Source organism: Enterobacter sp. DC1, assembly GCF_000568075.1.
Taxonomy (GTDB): domain Bacteria; phylum Pseudomonadota; class Gammaproteobacteria; order Enterobacterales; family Enterobacteriaceae; genus Enterobacter; species Enterobacter asburiae.
Window position 1 is genome coordinate 1 of the sequence record NZ_AZUA01000001.1, and the last position, 24,418, is coordinate 24,418.

The 24,418-nt window shown below is 52.8% G+C and carries 22 protein-coding genes and 2 pseudogenes; 10 read left to right on the forward strand and 14 right to left on the reverse strand.

From position 1 onward, the window contains the following. Positions 1-915: 915 nt before the first annotated feature. From P346_RS21315 to pth, 7 genes and pseudogenes are all read right to left on the reverse strand, one after another. Positions 916-2,034: a hypothetical protein gene (locus P346_RS21315; RefSeq protein WP_032656653.1), complete on the reverse strand. Its 1,119-nt coding sequence runs from the start codon at positions 2,032-2,034 to the stop codon at positions 916-918. Beyond that, entirely contained in the window at positions 2,027-3,835 is a 1,809-nt protein-coding gene (locus P346_RS21310) for an AAA family ATPase (protein WP_032656655.1), read from the reverse strand. Before P346_RS21310 ends, P346_RS21315 begins: the two co-directional genes overlap by 8 nt. Before the next feature lie 124 nt (positions 3,836-3,959). Then, positions 3,960-4,361 (reverse strand): annotated as a pseudogene (locus tag P346_RS0121320) (DDE-type integrase/transposase/recombinase); the annotation flags it as partial. After that, positions 4,362-4,487 (reverse strand): annotated as a pseudogene (locus P346_RS23495) (IS110 family transposase); the annotation flags it as partial. It lies immediately after the preceding pseudogene. Positions 4,488-4,738: 251 nt separating this feature from the next. Next, positions 4,739-5,914: a tyrosine-type recombinase/integrase gene (locus P346_RS21305; protein ID WP_032656659.1), complete on the reverse strand. Its 1,176-nt coding sequence runs from the start codon at positions 5,912-5,914 to the stop codon at positions 4,739-4,741. Between the two features lie 214 nt (positions 5,915-6,128). Further along, positions 6,129-7,223: a redox-regulated ATPase YchF gene (gene ychF / locus P346_RS21300; protein WP_010432886.1), complete on the reverse strand. Its 1,095-nt coding sequence runs from the start codon at positions 7,221-7,223 to the stop codon at positions 6,129-6,131. 126 nt (positions 7,224-7,349) lie between these two features. Further along, positions 7,350-7,934, reverse strand: a complete 585-nt coding sequence (gene pth / locus P346_RS21295) for an aminoacyl-tRNA hydrolase (RefSeq protein WP_032656661.1) — start codon at positions 7,932-7,934, stop codon at positions 7,350-7,352. A gap of 274 nt (positions 7,935-8,208) precedes the next feature. On the opposite strand from pth, the gene ychH reads away from it, so the two are divergent. Further along, a complete protein-coding gene (gene ychH, locus P346_RS21290; protein WP_032656663.1) occupies positions 8,209-8,484 on the forward strand; it encodes a stress-induced protein YchH in 276 nt (91 codons plus the stop codon). Positions 8,485-8,604: 120 nt separating this feature from the next. Beyond that, positions 8,605-9,663 (forward strand): MerR family transcriptional regulator, encoded by a 1,059-nt coding sequence (locus P346_RS21285; protein ID WP_032656665.1) that lies wholly within the window; start codon positions 8,605-8,607, stop codon positions 9,661-9,663. On the opposite strand, the gene dauA is transcribed toward P346_RS21285, so the two are convergent. The 4 genes from dauA to lolB form a co-directional block, all read right to left on the reverse strand. Next, positions 9,649-11,328, reverse strand: coding sequence for a C4-dicarboxylic acid transporter DauA (dauA, locus tag P346_RS21280; RefSeq protein ID WP_032656667.1), 1,680 nt, complete (start codon positions 11,326-11,328; stop codon positions 9,649-9,651). The genes P346_RS21285 and dauA overlap by 15 nt on opposite strands. A gap of 124 nt (positions 11,329-11,452) precedes the next feature. After that, the gene (gene prs / locus P346_RS21275; RefSeq protein ID WP_003856663.1) at positions 11,453-12,400 is read right to left on the reverse strand and encodes a ribose-phosphate diphosphokinase; all 948 of its coding nucleotides are present in this window, start codon (positions 12,398-12,400) and stop codon (positions 11,453-11,455) included. A gap of 125 nt (positions 12,401-12,525) precedes the next feature. Next, the gene (gene ispE, locus P346_RS21270; protein ID WP_032656668.1) at positions 12,526-13,395 is read right to left on the reverse strand and encodes a 4-(cytidine 5'-diphospho)-2-C-methyl-D-erythritol kinase; all 870 of its coding nucleotides are present in this window, start codon (positions 13,393-13,395) and stop codon (positions 12,526-12,528) included. Further along, positions 13,392-14,003, reverse strand: coding sequence for a lipoprotein insertase outer membrane protein LolB (lolB, locus tag P346_RS21265; protein ID WP_023336000.1), 612 nt, complete (start codon positions 14,001-14,003; stop codon positions 13,392-13,394). The genes ispE and lolB overlap by 4 nt, the downstream gene beginning before the upstream one ends. Positions 14,004-14,204: 201 nt before the next feature. Here lolB and hemA point away from each other — a divergent pair, with 201 nt between their 5' ends. Genes hemA through kdsA form a run of 6 tightly spaced genes read left to right on the forward strand, consistent with a single transcriptional unit; the run spans position 14,205 to position 19,508 of the window. Beyond that, the gene (gene hemA / locus P346_RS21260; RefSeq protein WP_023335999.1) at positions 14,205-15,461 is read left to right on the forward strand and encodes a glutamyl-tRNA reductase; all 1,257 of its coding nucleotides are present in this window, start codon (positions 14,205-14,207) and stop codon (positions 15,459-15,461) included. A gap of 41 nt (positions 15,462-15,502) precedes the next feature. Continuing rightward, on the forward strand, positions 15,503-16,585 hold the full coding sequence (gene prfA / locus P346_RS21255) for a peptide chain release factor 1 (protein WP_021240360.1): 1,083 nt from the start codon (positions 15,503-15,505) through the stop codon (positions 16,583-16,585). Then, positions 16,585-17,415 (forward strand): peptide chain release factor N(5)-glutamine methyltransferase, encoded by an 831-nt coding sequence (gene prmC / locus P346_RS21250; protein ID WP_032656669.1) that lies wholly within the window; start codon positions 16,585-16,587, stop codon positions 17,413-17,415. The genes prfA and prmC overlap by 1 nt, the downstream gene beginning before the upstream one ends. After that, positions 17,412-17,804: an invasion regulator SirB2 gene (gene sirB2 / locus P346_RS21245; protein ID WP_032656670.1), complete on the forward strand. Its 393-nt coding sequence runs from the start codon at positions 17,412-17,414 to the stop codon at positions 17,802-17,804. The genes prmC and sirB2 overlap by 4 nt, the downstream gene beginning before the upstream one ends. 3 nt (positions 17,805-17,807) lie before the next feature. After that, entirely contained in the window at positions 17,808-18,617 is an 810-nt protein-coding gene (sirB1, locus tag P346_RS21240; protein ID WP_023312124.1) for an invasion regulator SirB1, read from the forward strand. Between the two features lie 36 nt (positions 18,618-18,653). Then, the gene (gene kdsA / locus P346_RS21235) at positions 18,654-19,508 is read left to right on the forward strand and encodes a 3-deoxy-8-phosphooctulonate synthase (protein ID WP_023335996.1); all 855 of its coding nucleotides are present in this window, start codon (positions 18,654-18,656) and stop codon (positions 19,506-19,508) included. Positions 19,509-19,623: 115 nt separating this feature from the next. On the opposite strand, the gene chaA is transcribed toward kdsA, so the two are convergent. Next, positions 19,624-20,724 (reverse strand): sodium-potassium/proton antiporter ChaA, encoded by a 1,101-nt coding sequence (gene chaA / locus P346_RS21230; RefSeq protein ID WP_032656671.1) that lies wholly within the window; start codon positions 20,722-20,724, stop codon positions 19,624-19,626. Positions 20,725-20,994: 270 nt separating this feature from the next. Here chaA and chaB point away from each other — a divergent pair, with 270 nt between their 5' ends. Together chaB and P346_RS21220 are read left to right on the forward strand one after the other, a co-directional pair. After that, a complete protein-coding gene (chaB, locus tag P346_RS21225) occupies positions 20,995-21,225 on the forward strand; it encodes a putative cation transport regulator ChaB (protein WP_023312121.1) in 231 nt (76 codons plus the stop codon). 177 nt (positions 21,226-21,402) lie between these two features. Beyond that, complete coding sequence (locus P346_RS21220) at positions 21,403-22,098, forward strand: gamma-glutamylcyclotransferase (protein ID WP_023344362.1); 696 nt, start codon at positions 21,403-21,405, stop codon at positions 22,096-22,098. Between the two features lie 30 nt (positions 22,099-22,128). Here P346_RS21220 and P346_RS21215 read toward each other — a convergent pair whose 3' ends face one another. Both P346_RS21215 and P346_RS21210 read right to left on the reverse strand, forming a co-directional pair. Further along, positions 22,129-22,368 carry a DUF1883 domain-containing protein gene (locus P346_RS21215; protein WP_010432930.1) on the reverse strand — a complete coding sequence of 80 codons (240 nt, stop codon included), beginning with the start codon at positions 22,366-22,368 and terminating at the stop codon, positions 22,129-22,131. A 212-nt stretch (positions 22,369-22,580) separates the two neighbouring features. Continuing rightward, positions 22,581-24,365, reverse strand: coding sequence for a methyl-accepting chemotaxis protein (locus P346_RS21210; protein WP_032656672.1), 1,785 nt, complete (start codon positions 24,363-24,365; stop codon positions 22,581-22,583). Between the last annotated feature and the right edge of the window lie 53 nt (positions 24,366-24,418).

The following is a 24,418-nucleotide window of genomic DNA, read 5'->3' on the forward strand; positions in this document are numbered from 1 at the left end:
ACGATCAACAACCTGCTTGACGGCTTCAATTCTAAACTCTTCAGGATAACGCTTACTGCTCATATGCACCTCTCTTTAAGTCATCTTAAATGACTCTGAGGTGTCTGTTAAACCTGTGGCGATTCACTACTCAGCACTGGCAGGCCAACCATGATGAAAACATGTGGCGCTTTGAAAAAAGTGATTGAGTGATTTAATGATTGCGGCTTTATAGGTGAGCTTGGTCTCTGACTGTGCAATTCTGCATTCAGCGCTGAGCCGGGTTGCGGTTCATCACCAGCAATGCGGTCATAAGCAAGGGGCCGTATTCCGCTTCGTCATCAGTCTGTTGTATGGCGGCCAGTCCGGCAGATTCACAGGCCAGTTACTTCGCTGATTGGTTGGCTAACAGGCAGAACCGAAATGAGAGATCTGCAAAAACACCCCTTCCAGATCGCCCAACGTTGCCGGATTTTGGCATGACAGACCGGCTAGCTATCGGTGCGGTTTAGTGTCAGATCTGCACCCCGTATAATGGTAGGTGGAGATCGGAGATGACTTTCCCTGATTCTAACAGTGGCAAGGATCGGCGGTATTGAACGATATCGAGGTTTCAAAACAATAAAATCCAGAAAATAAAATGCGTCTACAACCTCTGATGAATATCACTAGGGAGGAGTTGCAGGGTTTAATAACCGGTAACATTTCACGTATCCGCTTCTACAAGATATATAGAGGTATATATTGTACTCTTTATATACTAAATGTCATTACATATTATATCCATTATCCTGTATCAGCTATCATGAGACTCCAGTCTACAATGTTATGAAAATTATACTACAGCTGATATCGTGACAAAAAAATTATCCAGTACCATTCCTGATTAGGTCTGGCACTGGGGATAGAACTTTTTCGCACAAAATAATTATTACTTCAGTAGTTAAGTATGTCTTTTTTTAATTTGGCAAGAGGCTTCGTTAGCAGTTCTTTTTCATTAGTAGTGATACCCAGAATTATGTTTCTAAATTCATTGTCCGTTATATCCTCTCTAAGGATTTTTTTTACTGATTTTTTATAGCCTTGCGCTAATATTAATCTTCTTTTCAGCAGAAGTGATACATCCTCTTTATGATTACTGTAGATTAATTCATGGCGAAAGAAGTAAGCATTCAACCTATCCTCTTCAGATGTCGGGTTAACGGAGATTTTAAAATGCTCTTTATCCCCATAAAAGCCATTTAACTCATTGTATATTAATTTAAAATACTTTTTGTTGACTGGGTTTTTACAATAGATTTTCTTCCATGGAAATAGGCGATCCTTTTTTATACTACAGTTGCAGTGATAACAAGATGGAGTGAAGTTCGTCAGACTAAGTGCGTATAATGGGAAAACTGACTCTGGAAGCAGGTGATCGATTTGTGCAATCGATTTTACTTTCCCTTCGTGTGCATAAAAATCAACATATTGTCTGTTGCAGTATGGGCATACTGTAATATTTATGTTGCTTAAAATCTCTGCTCGAAGGTTATCCTTTGATTTTAAAAATGCATTATAGTTAAATGCACATTTAATCGAGGAGTTTTCAATTTCAAATTGATCTTTAACTTTTTTGTGAAAAGCTATATATTTTTTATTGCTCTCCGTGTGTGTTTTGTTAAGAATCCCCATGCTCTGTAAAATTGAGTTATGTGCGAATTTACTGATGATAGCTAGTCTCGCTTTAAGATAGAATCTTCTCTTTTCAAAATCTGAAAGTGACTCAGTTGCTAAAGCTACAAAGTCAAAATAACTTGAACTATGCAAAAGAAAATGTGAAATTTCCTGATAATCTCTCAGGAAATAACTTTGTTGTGGTGGGAGGTAAGAAAAGGAAAAAGGGTCAATAGCTATTGCATCGATTAAAGAATTATTTGAATTACCAGTCAGTTTCAGGTTGTGATTAAAAAAATTAATTGTTAAGTTTTTTCCTTTGATAAAACTTCTCACATAGTCTTGATGCTTGGTCGGGTAACTTTTAACAAAGGCCTCTTCCTTACTAATGTTAATCATTATTGCCACCCATTTTTTCGCGTAACTCTGCCAGTTTAGACTCGTGGAAAGCTATTTCCTGTTCTATTGTGAGTTCTTGATCCTCAAGTGTAGAACGATAGTTGATATCGAGATTTTCCCTCAAACGCTCCCTGATGAAGTCATCATCAATATCATTAATTTTTTTAAGTATTTCTTCATACTCAGCCTCATCAATGTTCCTATTGACTTTATTAATATCACCGAGCAAAATATTTATTTTCTTTACGGCAAACTCGCCGATCGTCTGCGTCAAGAAAAATGAGTCGTTCATAATATCGTAAATATTGCTCGCAAAAGTGCTCACGGCTTTACTGCTAACGTAGGGGTTACTGCCTCTCTTTTTTTCCAACTTAATCACGTTATCTCTTAGTAAATCGCTCAGCAAATAGGGATGATGCGTCGAAAAAATAATTTGGAATTCATAGGTGAGATACTTATTCTCTAAAAAGTTAACCAAGTTATTCAAAAAAACTCTGGCCCATTCTGGATGCAAGTTTTCATCATACTCATCGAGTAGAATAATAAACCCTTTCGCATTTGGATTTTCATCAATTGACAGCTGAATACTTTTGCTAATCCCTGCCATTTTTTTGATGAGGTTTTGTTCACCGGAACTCATCCCTGGAAAGTTAAAGTTTCCAGGGATAGCAATATTGCCGACATAGGTTAAAAATGAATCAACAGTTGGATCAAATACACTAAGAGTAATATGACACTCCATTTCAATATGGCTTGTTTTATCGATAGGTATCACGCTTAATTTATTTGATATTTTCACAAACCTTATAATTTTATGCCAATCCAGTGGCGGCATGTGATGTATTAACTCATCACCACTCTCTTTTAAGGTTTCCTCGATTTTACTAATCAACCTCAATAGGTGTCGATGTAATTCCCTGAAGGAAAAATTTTTATCTGAAAATTTATCATCATCAATTATTTTGTAATACCTATCATAATCGTCATTAAAAATATTGGCTATAAGTGTAATTATATATTCTTCGAGGAGGTTGGTGATAAATATATCTTCATTGTCCTTTTGGAATAAAGATTTACTTTTTGATAAAAAACTAGTATTGTCAGTATAACGATAGAGATCGTCATAAAAACTAAATTCATTTCTTAAATCTCGTGATCTGGGGACTGACCAAATAATCTTTCTATCAACATTACCACTAATGAAATCACTACCTTCTTGGGTGATGAATCGATAAAAGCTTAGCGCGTTGCTTTTAATGTAGTTCCTTTTTAATCCATAGTTTCTTTCATCGTTTTTATCTAATTCACTAGAATGAATATATTTAGAGGGAACGTTAGCACTGTGAAGTATGAAATAAGTATCTGTGATTTTATGAGTGTAATTCACTAGCCCTTTATAGATTAGCTCACCTTTCTCAACGGACATTTGGTACGATGAGTAGCTTGGGTGCCCCTTGTTAATTCCCAAAATATCTCTTAGCCCACTTCCCTCAAGATAAAAATCACCACAGTTCTCAAAAATGGCGATCCACTGACTCCCAGGATAGAGATTGAAAATTTCATGCCGTCTAAAGCCGAGTAGGTTTAAGACAGTACTCTTGCCTATGCCATTTTTTCCTACGATCGCGCTGACGTTGACGATATTTTCGCCATAAAACCTATCTCTTCTTGCATGAAGATCAGTATTTATACATAACTTTTGACCTTCGGAAAGTTTAATTTCCATATCTTCAGACAGATTTATCTCCAGATTGAAATCCTGAGAAAAACTTTTAGCCAGATAAAAATAAACCAACCTCATTTATAACTCTCCATAGCAATGTTCTGATAGTATAAGGCAAGCACCACGCAAAAGCCTCAACTATCAGGTCGTGTAGTGGTCCAGTAATACTGGCCACAGTTTTACAGTAAGAATGGTATCTGTTCTATAACTCTTCCGGCGTTAGCGCCCCGTTTTAATGATGAGGTCTGACGCTATTGTAGTAATTCAGGATATAACCGCCGGTTTGCCGCCGGGCCTCGTCCTTACCTGCGTAACCATTCGTTGCCTCTCTTTCTGTTTTCAGGCTACGGAAGAAGCGTTCCATGGGGCTATTATCCCAGCAGTTTCCCCGCCGTCCGACACTTTGCTTTATCCTGTAACGCCAGAGAACTTGTTGATGTTTAAGGCTTGTATACTAGCTTCCCTGGTCACTATGGAACATGACATCATGCAGTTGACCACGCATCTCATAGACCATCCGCAGTGCACTGCTTATCAGTGCGGTAATGGCATGCGCTGACAGACTCCAGCCGATACTCCTGCGAGTAAAAAGATCTATAACAACTACCCTCTGGCGTAACTCATTGAGCCAGATACCAAGCGCCTCAGGCGTATATTCAATCACATGGAATATACGATCACCGTTTTTAAACTGAACGCAGACATCCTATTTTTTATCTGCCCAGTCCAGACCAACATGAGCAGCAAACTAATCTTTCGCAGTCATCACCAACTCCTCTTATCGGGGATTGGTATGCATTCCACGCTCTTCGAAAGAAATATAGTCAGCAGTTTTTCTGCATGCCCTGAGTATTCGTTAGCGAACGTGGAGCACTTACTGGCTCGAAAGCAAAGCGGCAATCATCAAATCTCATGATTCTGGCACAAAGTGGATCCTGAGGAATGAGTTCTATCCTCGTGGTTCTTTAAATGCAGTAAGTTCTACTCGAATCCTGCTACCCATTTGTCCAACATATCAGCCCATTCCTGCATCATCACTTTACGCTCATCAAGATAAGTTGCATGGTTGTATGTGCGACGAACATTGTTGGTATCAGCGTGTGCAAGTTGGGCCTCAATAGCATCAGGTCGATAGCCCATTTCGTTTAAACGCGTACTTCCTGTAGTTCTGGTTGCATGGGGGCTATAAATGCCACTCCAGCCGAGGCTTTTTAGTAGCTGGCGCAGGGAGTGCGATGTCATTGGACCTAGCGGATTATCTCTGCCTGGGAAAAGGTGCTGCCGATGCCCGGTTAATCCCTGTAGTGTTCTGAGCATTTTGACAGCTTGGAAGGGTAGGGGAATAACGTGTTCTCTGCGGGCTTTCATTCGCGCTGCCGGAATGGTCCACAGGGCGTTATCAAGATCGAATTCTGTCCATTCTGCTTCGGTGGCTTCTGCAGGACGCGCCAATGTCCACCACATAAGCCACATGCAATAGTTAACCTGGTATGAGCCACGACAGTTATCAAAACAGCTTAATAGCTTCCCGATTTGTTGTGGGTTTAGTGCCTGTTTGTGCTGTGTCTTATTCGCCGGAAGGGCCTTGCGCACAGGCCATACAGGATCGCTATCTGCTCTAAGTGTCGCTACTGCCATCTCGAAAACAGATGAAATGGTTCGACGGGCTTCAGCGGCAACTGTCGGAGCGCCGCGCTTAGCCGTTTCCTGAAGAATTTTAAGAATGTGATGTGGAGTGATCTCTCTGACTGGGAGCTTACCGATTACGGGAAAAACCACACGTTCAAGCATATCCAGTCGCCGCGATTTGGTGATTTCGGCCCAGTCTTTCATCTGCAACCACTCTTTGGCGATCAGCTCAAAGGTGTTAGAAGCGTCATTGACCTTGCGGATCTTATCTAACTGGCGAGCCTGTGTCGGGCTAACTCCATCTGCGACTTGCTTACGCGCTTGCTCGCATTTCTCGCGGGCTTCGGCAAGTTTGACCGTCGGGTACTCACCCAGCGCAAACATACTGGATTTACCATTGAGTTTAAACCGATAGCGCCATGCCTTATTGCCATTGGGTTTCACTTCGAGGTAGAGACCGTTGAAATCATTAAGTCGATAGAGTTTTTCTTTCGGCTTGGCAGTGCGGCATTGCGTATCGGTGAGCATAACGGGGCCTTGTTTATTTATTATACCGTTATTGTACTCACTTAAAATGAAGATGGAAGAATGTTGTACTCATCCATGTACTCATTTTTGATAGCGTTGTTACGAGATGAATTGCGACATTGTGAAATGAAAAATCCACGCAATTGCGTGGATTTTATAGAATTTTACCGTTTCTATGAGATTCAATGAAACCTCATGAGACGAGAAATTTTATTTAGACGTTAAACAAGAAGTTCATCACATCGCCATCTTTAACGATGTAATCTTTCCCTTCTGCACGCATCTTGCCTGCTTCTTTCGCGCCTTGCTCACCCTTGTAGGTGATAAAGTCTTCAAACGCGATAGTCTGCGCACGAATAAAGCCTTTCTCGAAGTCGGTGTGGATCTTACCGGCCGCCTGAGGCGCAGTCGCACCTACAGGGATCGTCCACGCACGCACTTCTTTCACGCCAGCAGTGAAGTAGGTCTGCAGGTTCAGCAGCTCATAGCCTGCACGAATTACGCGGTTCAGGCCCGGCTCTTCCAGACCCAGCTCGGCCATGAACTCTTCACGGTCAGCGTCGTCCAGCTCGGCGATATCGGATTCCACGGCAGCGCAAACCGCCACAACCACAGAACCTTCAGCCGCTGCGATTTCACGCACTTTGTCCAGGTACGGGTTGTTCTCGAAACCGTCTTCGTTAACGTTAGCGATGTACATGGTTGGCTTCAGGGTCAGGAAGCTCAGGTATTTGATCGCCGCCTTGTCTTCTTCAGTCAGGTTTTTCAGCGCGCGCAGCATGCCCGCGTTTTCCAGCTGTGGCAGGCATTTTTCCAGCGCAGCCAGTTCCGCTTTCGCGTCCTTGTCGCCGCCTTTGGCTTTCTTCTGCACGCGGTGAATCGCGCGTTCGCAGGTGTCGAGGTCAGAGAGCGCCAGCTCGGTGTTGATGACGTCGATGTCGTCAGCCGGATCCACTTTGTTGTTTACGTGGATGATGTTGTCGTTCTCGAAGCAGCGCACAACGTGGCCGATCGCTTCGGTTTCACGGATGTTGGTCAGGAACTGGTTACCCAGGCCTTCACCTTTGGATGCGCCTTTTACCAGGCCCGCGATGTCCACGAATTCCATGGTGGTTGGCAGAATGCGCTGCGGCTTCACGATTTCCGCGAGCTGGTCCAGACGCGGGTCCGGCATTGGTACAACGCCGGTGTTAGGTTCGATGGTACAGAACGGGAAGTTCGCCGCTTCGATACCCGCTTTGGTAAGCGCGTTAAACAGGGTGGATTTGCCCACGTTTGGCAGACCGACGATACCGCATTTGAATCCCATTTCTAAATCACCTTAATATCTTGATAATCAATCCGTTAACGATAACCGACTGATGAAAAGTAAATAACTACGCCTATTATACACGTAACCCGCATGACGCGCGGTAAAAAAGCCGGATCGGGCGGATTATTGCGCTTTGAAAGCGTGCAAGCGGTTTGTCGCTTTGGTTAACCCATCTTTCAGCCAGATTTCGGTGCAGCGCGCCGCTTCGTCTACCGCCTCGTCAATCAGTTTCTGCTCAGAAACCGGGGGCTTACCGAGTACGAAACCGACAACTTTGTTTTTATCGCCCGGATGGCCGATTCCTACGCGCAAACGGTGGAAATTCGGGTTATTGCCCAGCTTGCTGATGATGTCTTTAAGACCGTTATGGCCGCCGTGCCCGCCGCCCAGTTTGAATTTTGCCACGCCGGGCGGGAGATCCAGCTCATCGTGCGCGACCAGAATTTCATCCGGATTGATGCGATAAAACGTTGCCATTGCCGCCACCGCTTTACCGCTCAGGTTCATAAAGGTGGTGGGCACCAGCAGGCGCACATCCGCGCCAGCAAGGTTGATACGTGAGGTATACCCGAAGAATTTAGGTTCTTCACGCAGGGGAGCACGTAACCGCTCGGCCAGCAGATCGACATACCATCCCCCCGCGTTGTGGCGGGTGGCCGCGTATTCTGCGCCCGGGTTGGCGAGGCCGACAATCAGTTTAATCGTCACGATTCAATTCCTAATGGGTTCCAGATCTGGCGCGTAGTTTACTGTCTGGCGCGCCGCTTGACAAAATTCTGCGATCTTCCCAGCGAAATACGAATAATTTCTGATTTGAACAATTAGAATTTCAAGCTGTTCAAAGTCTTATTTGTAAACTTTTGTTTGGGCCTTATCTGTAATTGTGATCATTCACGCAACTCATAAAAGGGGCGTTGTCTATACTTTACACACAAGGATTAGGGGCTTTTCCCCTGACAACCCAAAGTTCCGGAGGTGACACATGAAACGCAAAAACGCTTCGTTACTCGGTAACGTACTGATGGGATTGGGGCTGTTCGTGATGGTAGCCGGCGTGGGTTATTCAATTTTAAACCAGTTACCGCAGCTTGACCTCCCGCAATACTTTGCGCATGGCGCGATATTGAGCATCTTCGTTGGTGCGGTATTGTGGCTGGCAGGGGCTCGCGTGAGCGGCCATGAGGAAGTCTGTGACAAATACTGGTGGGTGCGCCACTACGATAAACGCTGCCGTCGCGACCAGCATAAGCACAGCTAGTGCTACGATAAAGAACGCCGAAACGGCTCCCGAGGAGTCGTTTTTTTTTGCATCAAGGGTTGACCCTCACGTAACGTAAGGCTCCAGAGTGGCGCCACTGGCAAAGAAAAAGGAGCAGTTATGTTGATTCAGGTGGGTGAGCTGGCGAAACGCGCCGGGATCACCGTGCGGACATTGCACCACTATGAGCAAACAGGGTTGTTGCTGCCTTCTGCCAGAAGCGCGGCAGGTTACCGGCTTTACAACCTGGCGGATGTCCAGCGTCTGCATATGATCCAGGCGCTGGCAAAAGCGGGGCTGGAACTTGCTGAAATCAGGGATTTCCTGGAACAGGAGTCGCTGTCGTTAACCGAGTTACTCGATGCGCAAATCACGCTGCTGGATAAACAGCTGCGAAGCATACATACGCTGCGCGACCGGCTGGTGGAGCTGCGGACCGGGCTTATCGACGATGCGACGCCGGATCTGGAATCCTGGCTACAGACTCTGGAGTTAATGAATATGTACGATCGCTGGTTTAGCAAAGAAGAGTTACAGCAGCTGCCGTTTGCGGTGCAGAAGGATGCGCTGGCGGCTATCTGGTCAGGACTGGTTGCAGAGGCCAACACGCTACTGGAGCATCATATACCCGCTACGGACGCGCGGGCGATGGATCTGGCGACGCGCTGGATGGAGCGCCTGGAACAGGACACGGCGGGCAAGCCGGAGTTTCTCACCCGGCTGAACGAAATGCACAGCGTTGAACCGCAGATGCAGGCGCAGACCGGCATCACGCCGGAGATGACGGATTACATCACGCGCGCGTTTGCTGAGTCTAAGCTCTGCATATGGGAGAAGTATCTCACTGCCGAAGAGATGGCCTTTACCCGGGAACACTACTTTGACCGCATGATGGAGTGGCCGCCGCTGGTGGCGAAACTGCATCAGGCGCAGCGGGAAAATACCGATCCTGCCTGTGAGGCGGCGCAAAAGCTGGCTGAAAACTGGCTGGCATTGTTCCAGTCTTACGCAGGCAAGAACCTGGAAACCCAGCAAAAGTTTCGCACTGCCATGCAGCAGGAGCCGCACCTGATGAAAGGAACCTGGATGACGCCTGCCGTGCTTGCATGGCTCCAGCAGGCGATCGGGGTGATGATGCAGAGACGTTTCTCTGCATCAGGTCACTCACAGATCCGCTAACGCGGCTTCACGGTTAGGGTAGAAGGCGAGTCGGCCAGGGATAGGCTGTACGCCCGCGCGCGCCATGGTGCGCAGCGGCTGAAACTCCAGGTTACTCACCCGCAGCTCGCAGCCTTCCGGCAGACGTGCCACAAAGCGCTGGAAGGCATCCAGGCCGCCTGCATCCAGCACCGGTACGGCATCCCATTTCAGCACCACAACCCGTTTGCCCGCGATGCGGGACTCCAGATCGCTGAACAAACCTTCCGCCGCGGCGAAGAACAGCGGGCCAATCACGCGCAGCACCAGCACATCGTCAGGCACCTCGACGTTAACCGGAGAAAGGCGCGTCATCTGCGCGATACGGCGCATAAAAAGCAGGGAAGCCAGCACGATCCCGACGCTGATGGCGATAACCATATCGAACAGCACGGTCAGCGACATGCAGATCAGCATCACGATGATGTCGTCTTTCGGCGCGCGACGCAGCAGGTTCACCACCTTATGCGCCTCGCTCATGTTCCAGGCCACCATCAGCAGCAGGGCGGCCATGGCGGAAAGCGGCAGCCAGGAGAGCAGCGGGGCGAGGATCAGCAGGGCGAGGATCACCAGCACGGAGTGGATGACCGCCGAAACGGGTGAGGTTGCCCCCGCGCGCACGTTGGCAGCAGAACGGGCGATGGCTGCCGTTGCGGTAATACCGCCGAAGAACGGCGCGACGAGGTTGCCTAATCCCTGACCGACCAGCTCGCTGTTGGCTTTGTGCTTGGTGCCGGTCATGCCGTCCAGAACGACGGCGCAGAGAAGGGATTCAATCGCCCCCAGCATCGCCATAGAGAATGCGGCGGGAAGTAAAGCACGGAGGGAATCCCAGCTTAGGGTGAAGCTGGAGCCGGGCATGTCCCACGGCAGCACCAGCTGCGGCAACAGTTGCGGAATGCCGCTACCCTGTGAACCGTCCGCCAGAACATAGTGGAACTGCGAGCCGATAGTCGCGACGTGACCACCGAACATATTGACGAGGGCCATCACCGCGCAGCCCAGCAGCAGCGCGGGAAGGTGTCCCGGCAGACGAATACCGAGGCGAGGCCAGACGATCAGCGTGCCCAGCGTCACAATCCCAATGGCGGCGTCGCCCAGGTTGGCCGTCGGCAGCGCCATAAACAGCGCCCCCACTTTTTGCAGGTAGTGTTCCGGTACGTGGGGCATCTGCAGACCGAGGAAGTCCTTGATCTGCATGGTTCCGATGGTGATACCAATCCCCGAGGTGAACCCCAGCGTCACGGAAAGGGGGATGTACTCGATCAGTCGCCCAAAGCGTGCCAGGCCAAACAGAATCAAAAAGACGCCGGACATCAGGGTGGCGACCAGCAGTCCTGCCAGACCAAACTGCTGCGAAACCGGGTAGAGGATCACCACGAAGGCGGCGGTCGGGCCGGAGACGCTGAAGCGCGAGCCGCCCGTCAGGGCAATGACTATCCCGGCAACGGCCGAGGTGTACAGGCCGTACTGCGGCGCAACGCCGCTGCCAATTGCCAGCGCCATCGCCAGCGGGATGGCGATAATGCCGACGGTGATCCCGGCAATCAGGTCACGGACAAAGCGTGACGAGGTGTACTTCTCTTTCCAGCAGGCGTCGATGAGGGCGCGAAAGGGCAGAACATGTGAGGAGGCTACGTTTTTCACAATTATCTATCATCCGTATGCGCATCATCTGTCATGTGAATGGCAGGTGAAGGAGGCATTAATCATACAAATAAAACCCGGAGACAAAAAAACCCGCCGCAGCGGGTTTTTCGGCCGTGTTCGATTAGTGTTCGAACATTGCTGAGATGGATTCTTCGTTGCTGATACGACGAATCGCTTCGGCCAGCATCCCGGACAGGGTCAACGTACGCACGTTTGGCAGTGCTTTGATCTCGTCGCTCAGTGGGATGGTATCGCATACCACCACTTCGTCAATGACGGAGTTGCGCAGGTTGTTTACCGCATTACCGGAGAAGATCGGGTGAGTCGCGTAAGCGAACACGCGCTTGGCACCACGCTCTTTCAGCGCTTCAGCTGCTTTACACAGCGTACCGCCGGTATCGATCATGTCGTCAACCAGCACGCAGTCACGGCCAGCAACGTCACCGATGATGTGCATCACCTGAGAAACGTTAGCGCGCGGACGGCGTTTGTCGATGATCGCCATGTCGGTATCGTTCAGCAGCTTAGCGATAGCACGGGCACGTACCACGCCGCCGATGTCCGGAGAAACAACGATTGGGTTATCCAGGTTCAGCTGCAGCATGTCTTCCAGCAGTATTGGGCTGCCGAATACGTTATCAACCGGGACGTCGAAGAAGCCCTGGATCTGCTCTGCGTGCAGGTCAACGGTCAGTACGCGGTCAACGCCGACGCTGGACAGGAAGTCAGCGACAACTTTAGCGGTGATTGGCACACGTGCGGAACGGACGCGACGGTCCTGACGGGCATAGCCGAAGTAAGGGATTACAGCAGTGATACGGCCTGCTGAAGCGCGACGCAGGGCGTCGACCATAACAACCAGTTCCATCAGGTTGTCGTTTGTTGGAGCACAGGTGGACTGGATGATGAAAATATCACCACCGCGTACATTTTCGTTAATTTGTACGCTGACTTCGCCGTCGCTAAAGCGACCTACGGCGGCGTCGCCGAGGGAAGTGTACAGGCGGTTGGCAATACGTTGTGCTAGTTCCGGGGTGGCGTTACCAGCAAAAAGCTTCATATCAGGCACGAGAAGAACCTCAGGCATGCGTCCAGTGGTGGATAGCGTTCGCCGCAAACTGTGCGGGCCAGGCAAATGCTATCCAGGCGGTGTATTAAAGAGCGCGATGCAACGTCTGGAACAGGGTGACGTTGTCACCGAAACTCAGTCTGCGCCAGAATGGTCTGCTGTAGGGGGGAAATGTTCATCCCACGTGCTACAAAACCATGCAGCCAAACCGGCGCTTGCTCAAGCACCTGACGAGCGGCGGATTCGGTGTCAAATTCAGCAAAGACACAGGCCCCTGTACCAGTCAGGCGCGACGGCGCGTATTCTAACAGCCAGGAAAGCACCGCATCAACCTCGCGAAAACGTTTTCTTGCGATATCCTCGCAATCGTTGCTGAATTCACAATTTAATAACGTTTCTATTGACCGAACCGGGCTATTCCTTTTCAGGTCAGGATCTTTAAAGATGACCGGGGTCGGAATGCTCACGCCAGGGTGGGCAACCAGATACCATTTCTCCGGCGGTTCAGCCGGGGAGAGGATCTCACCCACGCCCTCAGCAAAGGCCGCATGACCGCGAACAAACACCGGGACATCCGCCCCCAGCGTCAGGCCCAGGGCTGCCAGTTCGTCCTTCGACAGCCCGCAGCCCCAGAGATGGTTCAGCGCAACCAGCACGGTGGCGGCGTTGGATGAGCCACCGCCCAGACCGCCGCCCATCGGCAGGCGCTTCTCGATACGGATATCCGCACCGCTTCCCGCGGGCAAACGGCCTGATTCCGCCGCGGCTTTCATCAGCAGGCGCGCGGCGCGCACGATCAGGTTGTCCTCATGCGCCACGCCTTCGACAGGCGTTAGCAGGCAAATCTGCCCGTCCTGGCGCAGTTCAATGGAGATCGTGTCGCCATAGTCGATAAACTGAAACAGCGTCTGCAGGGTGTGATAACCGTCAGCACGCTGGCCGGTGATGTATAAAAACAGGTTCAGCTTTGCCGGAGAGGGCCAGTGGGTCATCATTTAACGATCCAGTTGTCCATTTTCAGCTTGATGCGCTGGCTGCCCTGGGTCAGTTCCATATTCGATGGCAGCGACGGTTTACTCTTGCTGTCATAGGCGCTGTACACCACTTTCCAGGTTTTACCGTTCTGGGTGTAGTTCACCTGGCTCAGACGGTACTGGTCGTCAAGGCTGTAGTCAGTTGCCTCGCCCGGCAGGCCAAGGATCCACTGGCGCAGGCTGTTGAGCGGGATTGGCATCCCGGTCAGCTTGCCAATCATCTCTTCGGCATCGGTCGCGGTATAGTGCTGGCCTTTGTTATCGGTGATCTGCGCTTCACCCGGTTTCGCGATGAGCTCCAGCTCGGTGCTGCCCAGCGGGTTCAGCAGCAGCAGGCGATAGTTGTCCTGACCCGTCTGCTGCCAGAAGAAGCGGGCATAAACCTTTTGTTCGTCAGAGAGATAAGCGAAAGCACCGCGGGTCTGGTACTGGTTCAAATTACGGACGTCCTGCTGGTGCTGACGCCACTGCGGTGAATCAGGGCTTTTGCCCGGGCCTTTTGGTTGGGTGACGGTACACGCGGTCAGAACCAGTGCTGCCAGCGGCAGCAGGCGAATCAGTCGGGTCATAATGAGGACAAATCCTTGAGATACGTTGCAGTTATAATTGTTAATGCTAGCGTCGAAGGGGGCTACCGTCTACGTTCAAATTATCTCAAAGGGTTGTGTAACCTATTACTCCGAAAGGGGGCAGTCCCTTTTATTGATCTCGCGCATCCTGTATGATGCGTTCTGCTAACCTTATTAACGCTGGTACTACTCCCGCTCAACATGACCCTATTAGCACTCGGCATCAACCACAAAACGGCTCCGGTTTCGCTGCGAGAACGCGTGACGTTTTCGCCGGATACGCTTGACCTGGCGCTGGACAGCCTGCTTGCACAGCCTATGGTGCAGGGTGGCGTGGTGCTCTCGACGTGCAACCGTACCGAGCTGTATTTAAGCGTGGAAGAGCAGGACAACCTGCACGAAGCGCTGATCCGCTGGCTATGCGACTACCACAACCTCAACGAAGACGAGCTGCGCAACAGCCTGTACTGGCATCAGGACAATGATGCGGTCAGCCATCTGATGCGCGTCGCCAGCGGGCTGGATTCGCTGGTGCTGGGCGAGCCGCAAATTCTGGGTCAGGTGAAAAAAGCCTTTGCGGATTCGCAAAAAGGACATCTGAAGGCCAGCGAGCTGGAGCGCATGTTCCAGAAGTCGTTCTCCGTGGCGAAGCGTGTGCGAACCGAAACCGACATTGGTGCCAGTGCGGTTTCTGTTGCTTTCGCGGCCTGCACCCTTGCACGCCAAATCTTTGAATCCTTGTCTACCGTCACCGTGATGCTGGTGGGGGCGGGCGAAACCATCGAACTTGTGGCGCGTCATCTGCGCGAGCATAAAGTGAAAAAGATGATTATCGCTAACCGCACCCGCGAACGCGCGCAGGTGCTGGCGGATGAAGTGGGTGCAGAGGTGGTTGCCCTGAGCGACATCGATGAACGCCTGAAAGAGGCGGACATTATTATCAGCTCTACCGCCAGCCCGCTGCCGATTATCGGAAAAGGGATGGTGGAGCGTGCGCTGAAGTCCCGCCGCAATCAGCCGATGCTGCTGGTGGATATCGCCGTCCCGCGCGATGTTGAGCCGGAAGTGGGCAAGCTGCCTAACGCCTATCTCTACAGCGTGGATGACCTGCAAAGCATCATTTCGCACAACCTTGCCCAGCGTAAAGCGGCGGCGGTTCAGGCGGAAACCATCGTCGAGCAGGAAACCAGTGAGTTTATGGCCTGGCTGCGCGCGCAAAGCGTCAGCGAGACCATCCGCGAGTACCGCGGGCAGGCGGAGCAGGTGCGCGATGACCTGACTGCCAAAGCGTTAGCAGCCCTTGAACAGGGCGGCGACGCAAATGCGATTATGCAGGATCTGGCGTGGAAACTGACCAACCGCCTGATCCATGCACCAACCAAATCTCTTCAGCAGGCCGCCCGTGACGGGGATGATGAACGCCTGACTATTCTGCGCAACAGCCTCGGGCTGGAATAGCGCCCTATACCCATTTTCTAAGACAAGGTGCACTTACGCCTATGAAGCCTTCTATCGTCGCTAAACTGGAAGCTCTGCACGAGCGCCATGAAGAAGTACAGGCGCTGCTCGGGGATGCCGGGACCATTGCTGACCAGGAACGTTTTCGCGCGCTCTCGCGTGAATACGCGCAGTTAAGTGATGTTTCTAAATGCTTTACCGACTGGCGACAGGTTCAGGAAGATATCGAAACCGCGCAGATGATGCTCGACGATCCTGAAATGCGCGAGATGGCGCAGGAAGAGTTGCAGGATGCGAAAGCGCGTTCTGAAGAGATGGAGCAGCAGCTTCAGGTGCTTCTGCTGCCTAAAGATCCGGACGATGAGCGTAACGCGTTTGTGGAAGTGCGCGCCGGTACCGGCGGTGACGAAGCGGCGCTGTTTGCCGGGGATCTGTTCCGCATGTACAGCCGCTACGCCGAATCGCGTCGCTGGCGCGTGGAGATCATGAGCGCCAACGAAGGCGAACATGGTGGCTACAAAGAGGTTATCGCCAAGATCAGCGGCGACGGCGTGTACGGTCGTCTCAAGTTTGAATCCGGCGGTCACCGCGTGCAGCGCGTGCCGGCCACCGAATCTCAGGGCCGCATTCACACCTCCGCCTGTACGGTTGCGGTGATGCCGGAGCTGCCGGAAGCTGAACTGCCGGATATCAATCCGGCGGACCTGCGTATTGATACGTTCCGCTCCTCTGGCGCGGGCGGCCAGCACGTTAACACCACCGATTCCGCCATCCGTATTACCCACCTGCCGACCGGCATCGTCGTTGAATGTCAGGACGAGCGTTCGCAGCACAAAAACAAAGCCAAAGCGTTGTCCGTGCTGGGCGCGCGTATCCACGCAGCCGAAATGGCGAAACGCCAGCAGGCGGAAGCGTCTACGCGCCGTAACCTGCTGGGCAGCGGCGATCGCAGCGACCGTAACCGCACCTATAACTTCCCGCAGGGGCGCGTAACCGACCACCGCATCAACCTGACGCTGTACCGTCTGGACGAGGTGATGGAAGGGAAGCTGGATATGCTGATTGAGCCTATCGTGCAGGAATACCAGGCCGACCAGCTGGCGGCGCTGTCCGAGCAGGAATAATGGATTTTCAGCGCTGGTTACGTGAGGCGGCCGGTGAGCTTTCAGAAAGCGAAAGCCCGAAACGCGATGCCGAAATTTTGCTTGAGCACGTGACGGGTAAAGCCCGCACGTATCTGCTGGCTTTTGGCGAAACCGAACTGACCGCGGAACAGGAAGCGCAGCTCGCCGCGCTGCTTGCCCGCCGTAAAAACGGCGAGCCGGTGGCGCACCTGGTCGGTGAGCGTGAGTTCTGGTCGTTACCGCTGTTCGTCTCGGCGGCGACGCTGATCCCGCGTCCGGACACCGAGTGTCTTGTGGAGCAGGCGCTGGCGCGTTTACCGGCGGCGGCCTGCTGCATTCTCGATCTCGGTACCGGCACCGGTGCTATCGCGCTGGCGCTCGCCACCGAGCGGCCCGACTGCGCGGTGACGGCGGTGGACGTAATGCCCGATGCGGTGGCGCTGGCGCAGCGTAACGTGGAACGTCTCGGGCTCCGCAACGTGACGGTGCTGCAAAGCAGCTGGTTTGCCGCGCTGGAGAATCGCTCATTTGCGATGATTGTCAGCAATCCTCCCTACATCGACGAACATGACCCGCACCTTGCGCAGGGAGATGTTCGCTTCGAACCGCTCACGGCGCTCGTGGCCGCCAACGCGGGATTAGCCGATCTCGATCACATTGTGACAACGTCACGGAAACATTTGCTTCCCGGCGGCTGGCTGCTCGTGGAACATGGCTGGACGCAGGGAGAGGCCGTTCGGGCACTATTTACGCAAGCTGGCTACGCCGCTGTCGAAACCTGCCGCGACTATGGCGGCAACGAACGACTGACGCTGGGGCAGTGGCTATGAGCCTGTTTACCGTGCTCATTACCGTCCACCTCATTTCCGTTGCGCTGACCATCAGCTTTTTTATCGTCCGTTACTGGTGGCGCTACAGCAACAATCCGCTGATGGATGCCCGCTGGGTGCGTATCGCGCCGCACTGCATCGACACGCTATTGCTCCTTTCCGGTGCCGGGCTCATGTGGAAGACCGGCTATCTGCCATTTACTGATAAAGGTGCATGGCTGACTGAAAAGCTGTTTGGCGTTATCATCTACATCGTTTTGGGTTTTATCGCGCTTGGGCGTCGTCGTCCGCGCAGCCAGCAGGTCGGGTTTATCGCCTTTCTGCTGGGTCTGGTGGTGCTGTACATCATCATTAAACTCGCCACCACAAGAATACCGTTACTGGGGTAAGTCATGAGGTCCTTAGCCGATTTCGAATTTAATAAAGTGCCGCTTTGCGATGGCATGATCCTGATTTCTGAGATGATTCGCGACGATTTTACGTCGCAGTTTGTCTACGATGAGCTGGAGAATCTGGTCAGCCTGGCGCGTGAAGAGATTAATCAGGCTCGCCCGCAAGACTGGCAATTAGAGAAGCTGCTGGAGCTTTTCTACGGCGAATGGGGTTTCTGCGACACGCGGGGCGTGTATCGCCTGTCTGACGCGTTATGGCTGGACCAGGTCTTAAAAAATCGTCAGGGCAGCGCCGTGGCGCTGGGCTCTATTTTGCTGTGGGTCGCGCACCGTCTGGATATTCCGCTGGTTCCGGTCATTTTCCCGACGCAGATGATCCTGCGCGCAGAGTGGCTGGACGGCGAAATGTGGCTCATTAATCCCTTCAACGGCGACACGCTGGATGAACATACGCTGGACGTGTGGCTGAAAGGCAATATCAGCCCGGTGGCCGAACTCTTCAACGAAGATCTCGACGAGGCGGATAACGCAGAAGTGATCCGCAAGCTGCTGGATACGCTTAAGTCTGCGTTAATGGAAGAGCGTCAGATGGAGCTGGCGTTGCGCGCCAGCGAAGTGCTGCTGCAGTTCAACCCGGAAGATCCGTACGAAATTCGCGATCGCGGGCTGATCTATGCGCAGCTCGACTGTGAGCACGTGGCGCTGAATGATTTGAATTATTTCGTCGAGCAGTGTCCGGAAGACCCCATTAGCGAAATGATTCGTGCGCAGATCAACGCGATCTCGCACAAACAAATTACACTGCATTAATCTTAATTCCGATTCACACCTGAATAAGGCGATCCTATGAAACAAAAAGTGGTTAGCATTGGTGATATCAAGGTAGCAAACGACCTGCCGTTCGTACTGTTTGGCGGCATGAACGTGCTGGAATCCCGCGATCTCGCCATGCGTATCTGCGAACACTACGTGACCGTGACCCAGAAGCTGGGCATCCCGTACGTGTTTAAGGCCTCTTTTGACAAAGCCAACCGCTCCTCCATTAACTCTTACCGTGGCCCGGGCCTGGAAGAGGGAATGAAAATTTTCCAGGAGCTGAAGCAGACCTTTGGCGTGAAAGTGATCACCGACGTGCATGAAGCCTCACAGGCGCAGCCGGTGGCAGACGTGGTGGACGTGATTCAGCTCCCGGCGTTCCTGGCTCGACAGACTGACCTGGTTGCGGCGATGGCGAAAACCGGTGCCGTGATTAACGTGAAAAAACCACAGTTCGTCAGCCCAGGCCAGATGGGTAATATCGTCGATAAGTTTATCGAAGGCGGCAACGATCAGGTCATCCTGTGTGACCGTGGCGCAAACTTCGGCTACGACAACCTGGTTGTCGACATGCTGGGCTTCAGCGTAATGAAAAATGTCTCCGGCCAGTCTCCGGTGATTTTCGACGTGACCCACGCCCTGCAGTGCCGCGACCCGTTCGGCGCCGCGTCCGGCGGCCGTCGCGCTCAGGTGACCGAGCTGGCGCGCGCCGGCATGGCGACCGGTCTGGCCGGCCTGTTCATTGAAGCGCACCCGGATCCGGCTAACGCGAAATGCGACGGCCCATCCGCGCTGCCGCTGGACAAGCTGGAGCCATTCCTGAAGCAGATCAAAGCGATTGACGATCTGGTGAAGAGCTTCGACGAGCTGGATACCAGCAACTAATAAAAAACCCGCTTCGGCGGGTTTTTTTTATGGGGCATATTGCCGGGTGGCGCTGCGCTTACCCGGCCTACAAAACCCGTAGGCCCTGCAAGCGAAGCGCCGCAGGGCAAAAAGGCTACGCAAAAATCGTCATTAAATAGGCAATAAACAAGGCCATATGCGCCGCGCCGTTCAGCACGTTGGTGCGTCCGGTTGAGAACGAAATCTGGCACAGCAGCAACGAGGCGACCATCACAATCATCTCCGGCGCACCCAGCGCAAACTGCAGCTCGTTGCCCGTCATAAAGGCAATCAGCGTCACCACCGGTACGGTGAGTGAAATCGTCGCCAGTACGGAGCCGAAGAACAGGTTCATTGCGCGCTGCACCTGATTATTCAACACCGCTTTCAGCGCGCCCAGCCCTTCCGGCGACAGGATCAGCAGCGCCACCAGAAAGCCGGTAAACGCCACCGGCGCGTTCAGCTCGGTTAACAGCGTCTCCAGCGGGTTAGCGTTCATCTTGGTGACGGCAATCACCGCAATCAGATGCACGATCAGCCAAACCGTATGCCACGCGCTGCTGTGGGCCGACGGCTTGCCGTGGTGCGGGTCATCATCATCGCCGTCATCTTCATGCTCATACACAAACAGGCTCTGGTGCGTTTTGGTCTGAATCAGCAGGAACACGCCGTACATGGCGGCGGAAATCAGTGCGACCAGCAGCGCCTGCCCGGTAGAAAAATTCGCGCCCGGCAGCGCCATCGGGAAGACCAGCACGATAATCGCCAGCGGGAAGAGGGCGATCAAATACTGTTTAATACCGAACAGGTTCATATACTGGGTCGCAAATTTGCGCCCGCCCAGCAGCAGAGAGAAGCCTACCAGGCCGCCCGTCACTATCATAATGATTGAGTAGAGCGTGTCGCGCATCAGCGTCGGCGCGGCATCGCCGGTCGCCATGAGCGCGGAAATCAGGCTGACTTCGAGAATAACGACGGAAAGGCTGAGAATTAACGATCCGTACGGCTCGCCCAGACGGTGGGCCAGGACGTCCGCATGGCGAACAACGCTAAATGCACTGGTTAAAATACCGACCAGAGCCAGAATATTGATACCAACCACCACTGGCAGTGACTGACTGCTTCCCCATAAGAGCAGCACAGCCAGTGCCAGAACCGGGAAAATGAGTGACGTCTCCTTGTGGCGGGTCTTTACCGCCTCGTGTGTTGCTGTCATGTGCTTCTCCATCAATGCAGGTGCTTGTAATTATAGATAGATTTTTGAGGTCATTAAACTAACAGAACTCTGTTAAATACCCTTTAATTTTTACTTAATTTTACCCTTTGTCATTATTTTCATTCCTGATGTCTGTAATGAGTGGTTTTTATTGGATATTCATTAAATAACAGTCAATTAAAAATATAATGTACTCATAAACTATTGCCAGGTGGCACCATGACGTATCGTCGTCCACACTTATCTCTTTAACCAAAAGAGAGGTTAGTGATGCCCTACAAAGCGAAACGCGAATTACCGGATAACGTGCAAAATGTCCTGCCCGCCCACGCGCAGGATATCTACAAAGAGGCGTTCAACAGCGCCTGGGATCAATACAAAGATAAGGACGATCGCCGGGATGATGCCAGCCGTGAAGAGACGGCGCACAAAGTCGCCTGGGCCGCCGTAAAACATGAATATGAGAAAGGAGACGACGATAAATGGCATAAAAAGAAATAGCCGTGAAATAATTCGCTGCCTTCATTTTGACTTTTCAGGCGGTTGAACTTCCGTTGTATTGCAACTGGTCCGCTAATTGCTTATCGTTATTTAACTGCTGGCAAAATGACCAGCACCTAAGGCCGGGAAGGCGAATTACAGATGTCGCAAGGAAGCATGCAGTGGCGGAGGTGGAAAGTGTTAACGCGTGATTTCTTAATGAAGGCAGATTGTAAGACGGCATTTGGTGCTATTGAGGAATCGCTTCTCTGGTCAGCTGAACAACGTGCGGCGTCACTCGCTGCCACGCTTGCCTGCCGCCCGGATGATGGCCCGGTATGGATTTTTGGCTACGGCTCCCTGATGTGGAACCCGGCTCTGGAATTTGTCGAATCGGCAACGGGAACGCTGCCTGGCTGGCATCGCGCATTTTGCCTGCGCCTGACGGCCGGACGCGGCAGCGCGTGCCAGCCGGGGCGCATGCTTGCACTGAAAGAGGGCGGGCGCACCACGGGCGTAGCGTATCGCCTGCCGGATGCCACGCTGGAAGAGGAGCTCACGCTGCTCTGGAAGCGCGAGATGATCACCGGCTGCTATATGCCGAGCTGGTGCAAGCTGGAACTGGACGACGGTCGTACCGTCAACGCGCTGGTGTTTATTATGGACCCGCGCCATCCGCTGTATGAAGCGGATACCCGTACGCAGGTGATTGCCCCGCTGATTGCCGCCGCGAGCGGGCCGCTGGGCACCAACGCGCAATATCTCTTCTCCCTCGACCAGGAGCTAACCCGCCTCGGCATGAAGGACGACTGTCTGAATGAGCTGGTGGTGAAGGTGAAGGCGCTGCTGGAAGGGAACCCGCTCAACGGCACGCTGCGACCGGGTTTTGCCTGACAATACGCCCGGCTTTCCGGGCGTTTAAACTTATGCTGCCACGTAGCTGACGGAATGCTCCAGCGACTGGCTGTGGCTATCGATCAGCACATCCCACGTGCCGGTATACGGCACGGTAAGCCAGGCCTTATCGTCCTGTACGGTCAGAATATCCGCCTGGGACTGTTTTTGTGCTTTCGAACTCATCAGATGAATACGACAGCGTTCTGAGCAACGCACCACTACCGTATCCCCGCCAAACAGTTTCAAACTTGTTTTTACCAGTGCCATTTTTTTACCCCGTAGTCTTAAACAACGCTCTCCCTGCTGCCATATCCGAGCGTGATGTTGTTCACAATTCACTCATGGCATAACACCAAAGGGGAGGGGGTGGGATGCTGATTTTGATCAAAAAATGGCATAACGATTAAACAAAAATGACAAAATTCCTCAAAATTTACGCTGGCGCGCGTTTTACCCGCTAAACGCGCGCCGGAAGAAGATTAAATGCGGAAATGCCCGGCTGTTTCAGCAAGGTCGCCCGCCTGGCTCTGCAGGGCACCCGCGGCGGCGGCGGATTCCACCACCAGCTCGGCGTTCTGCTGAACCATTCTGTCGAGATGGGTCACCGCGTGGTTGATCTCGTGAATTCCTTTCATCTGCTCGCTGGTGGCGATGGAGATTTCGCGCATGATGCCGGAGACGCTGCCGATGCTGGAGCGGATCTCATCCATGCTTTCCCCCGCCAGATGCACGTAGCGGGAGCCCGTTGCCACGCTGTCGGTGGTGGAATCAATCAGGGATTTGATCTCTTTCGCCGCCTGAGCGCTACGGCTCGCCAGGTTACGCACTTCGCCTGCGACGACGGCAAACCCGCGCCCCTGCTCACCCGCACGCGCCGCCTCGACGGAGGCGTTCAGCGCCAGAATGTTGGTCTGGAAAGCAATGCCGTCAATCACGCTGGTGATATCGCCAATTTTTGCCGACGCGACTTCAATGGACTGCATGGTGCTGATCGCCTGCGATACCACCTCGCCGCCGCGCGCCGCGGCCGCTGAGGCCTTGCTCGCCTGGTCGTTCGCTTCTGCCGCCGATTCATTCGACTGCGTCACGGAGGCGGTGATCTGCTCCACGGCGCTGGCCGTCTCGCGCAGGCTGGATGCCGCCTGCTCGGTACGTCCGGAAAGATCCTGGTTACCTGCGGCAATCTCCTGCGCGGCGTTTTTCACCGATTCGCTGGCGTCACGGAGCTGCACCATCACCACCGACAGCTTATCGCTGAAGGCGTTAAAGGCCTGGGCAATCTGCGCGACCTCATCCTCGCCGCTGTCCGGCAGGCGCTGGGACAGATCGTTAGTGCCGTTAGCAATGCTGTGCATCGCGTCGCGAATGTCGGACAGACGCTTCAGCAGGCGGGCAATCAGGAAATGCACAATCGCCGCGCTCAGGAGTGCGAGGATCACCAGCGAAATCCCCGAGGCTTTAAGCAGGGAACGCATGCCGGAGGTGGCGTCACTGCTGTCGAGCGCGACGACTAACAGCCAGTTTGTGCCCGGCACGGCTGTCGCCACGAAGGTTTTTTCAGCGTCGTTCAGCGTTCCGTCGACCGGGTTACCGCTTTTCAGCGCAGCAAAATCAATGCCTTTTATCGTCTCACCAAACGGTTTCAGCGTGAGGGCCGGATCGTTAGCGGCAATTACGCTGCCGTCGCTGTTCAGAAGCAACCCGCTGCTGGCCGGAGTTGGATGGATCCCGCGCACGTTAGCCACCACGCTGTCCATCGCCACATCGCCCGCCACGACCGCTTTGAGCGTGCCATTTTCTTTCACCGGCACGGCGAAGGTTACCACCAGTTTACCGGTCCCCGCGTCAACGTAGGGCGCGGTGACAACCGGACCGTCCGTGCTGACCACCTGCTGATACCACGGGCGAATAGTCGGGTCATAGTCCGCCGGAACGCCCGCCGGCTCAGAGAATTTCGCCGTTTTGCTGGCGTAGCCCACATAGACGTTGGTGAATCCACCCGCCTGCGCAAGCTGTTTAAACACCGGAACCGGGTCGTCATTCAGCGCAACGGTCTGCGCGGAGGCGATCACCGTCATCTTGCTTTTTACCCAGTCGGCAATCGCCATGTTATGGCTGGCGCTGGTGCTGGTCAGAATATCGCGCTGGGACTGCTGGTTATCCTGGCGCGTGACCTGGAAGTTGATAACGGTATTAAGAAGGAGGGCGACGACCAGACAGCCTGCCGTCGCCACGATGATGCGTGCACGAATCGATCTGAACATAAGTGAAATACCTGCTGTGTTGTTTCCATGCCTATCGGCAACCCCGCAGGTAA

Bases quoted from the DNA above. Each gene is read 5' to 3' on its own strand.
- hemA (WP_023335999.1), top strand. From the start codon at position 14,205: ATGACCCTATTAGCACTCGGCATCAACCACAAAACGGCTCCGGTTTCG.
- ychH (WP_032656663.1), top strand. From the start codon at position 8,209: ATGAAACGCAAAAACGCTTCGTTACTCGGTAACGTACTGATGGGATTG.
- P346_RS21215 (WP_010432930.1), bottom strand. From the start codon at position 22,368: ATGGCACTGGTAAAAACAAGTTTGAAACTGTTTGGCGGGGATACGGTA.
- ispE (WP_032656668.1), bottom strand. From the start codon at position 13,395: ATGATGACCCACTGGCCCTCTCCGGCAAAGCTGAACCTGTTTTTATAC.
- chaA (WP_032656671.1), bottom strand. From the start codon at position 20,724: ATGACAGCAACACACGAGGCGGTAAAGACCCGCCACAAGGAGACGTCA.
- P346_RS21285 (WP_032656665.1), top strand. From the start codon at position 8,605: ATGTTGATTCAGGTGGGTGAGCTGGCGAAACGCGCCGGGATCACCGTG.
- P346_RS21310 (WP_032656655.1), bottom strand. From the start codon at position 3,835: ATGAGGTTGGTTTATTTTTATCTGGCTAAAAGTTTTTCTCAGGATTTC.
- P346_RS21305 (WP_032656659.1), bottom strand. From the start codon at position 5,914: ATGCTCACCGATACGCAATGCCGCACTGCCAAGCCGAAAGAAAAACTC.
- sirB2 (WP_032656670.1), top strand. From the start codon at position 17,412: ATGAGCCTGTTTACCGTGCTCATTACCGTCCACCTCATTTCCGTTGCG.
- P346_RS21315 (WP_032656653.1), bottom strand. From the start codon at position 2,034: ATGATTAACATTAGTAAGGAAGAGGCCTTTGTTAAAAGTTACCCGACC.
- chaB (WP_023312121.1), top strand. From the start codon at position 20,995: ATGCCCTACAAAGCGAAACGCGAATTACCGGATAACGTGCAAAATGTC.
- prmC (WP_032656669.1), top strand. From the start codon at position 16,585: ATGGATTTTCAGCGCTGGTTACGTGAGGCGGCCGGTGAGCTTTCAGAA.
- ychF (WP_010432886.1), bottom strand. From the start codon at position 7,223: ATGGGATTCAAATGCGGTATCGTCGGTCTGCCAAACGTGGGCAAATCC.
- kdsA (WP_023335996.1), top strand. From the start codon at position 18,654: ATGAAACAAAAAGTGGTTAGCATTGGTGATATCAAGGTAGCAAACGAC.
- lolB (WP_023336000.1), bottom strand. From the start codon at position 14,003: ATGACCCGACTGATTCGCCTGCTGCCGCTGGCAGCACTGGTTCTGACC.
- sirB1 (WP_023312124.1), top strand. From the start codon at position 17,808: ATGAGGTCCTTAGCCGATTTCGAATTTAATAAAGTGCCGCTTTGCGAT.
- prfA (WP_021240360.1), top strand. From the start codon at position 15,503: ATGAAGCCTTCTATCGTCGCTAAACTGGAAGCTCTGCACGAGCGCCAT.
- P346_RS21210 (WP_032656672.1), bottom strand. From the start codon at position 24,365: ATGTTCAGATCGATTCGTGCACGCATCATCGTGGCGACGGCAGGCTGT.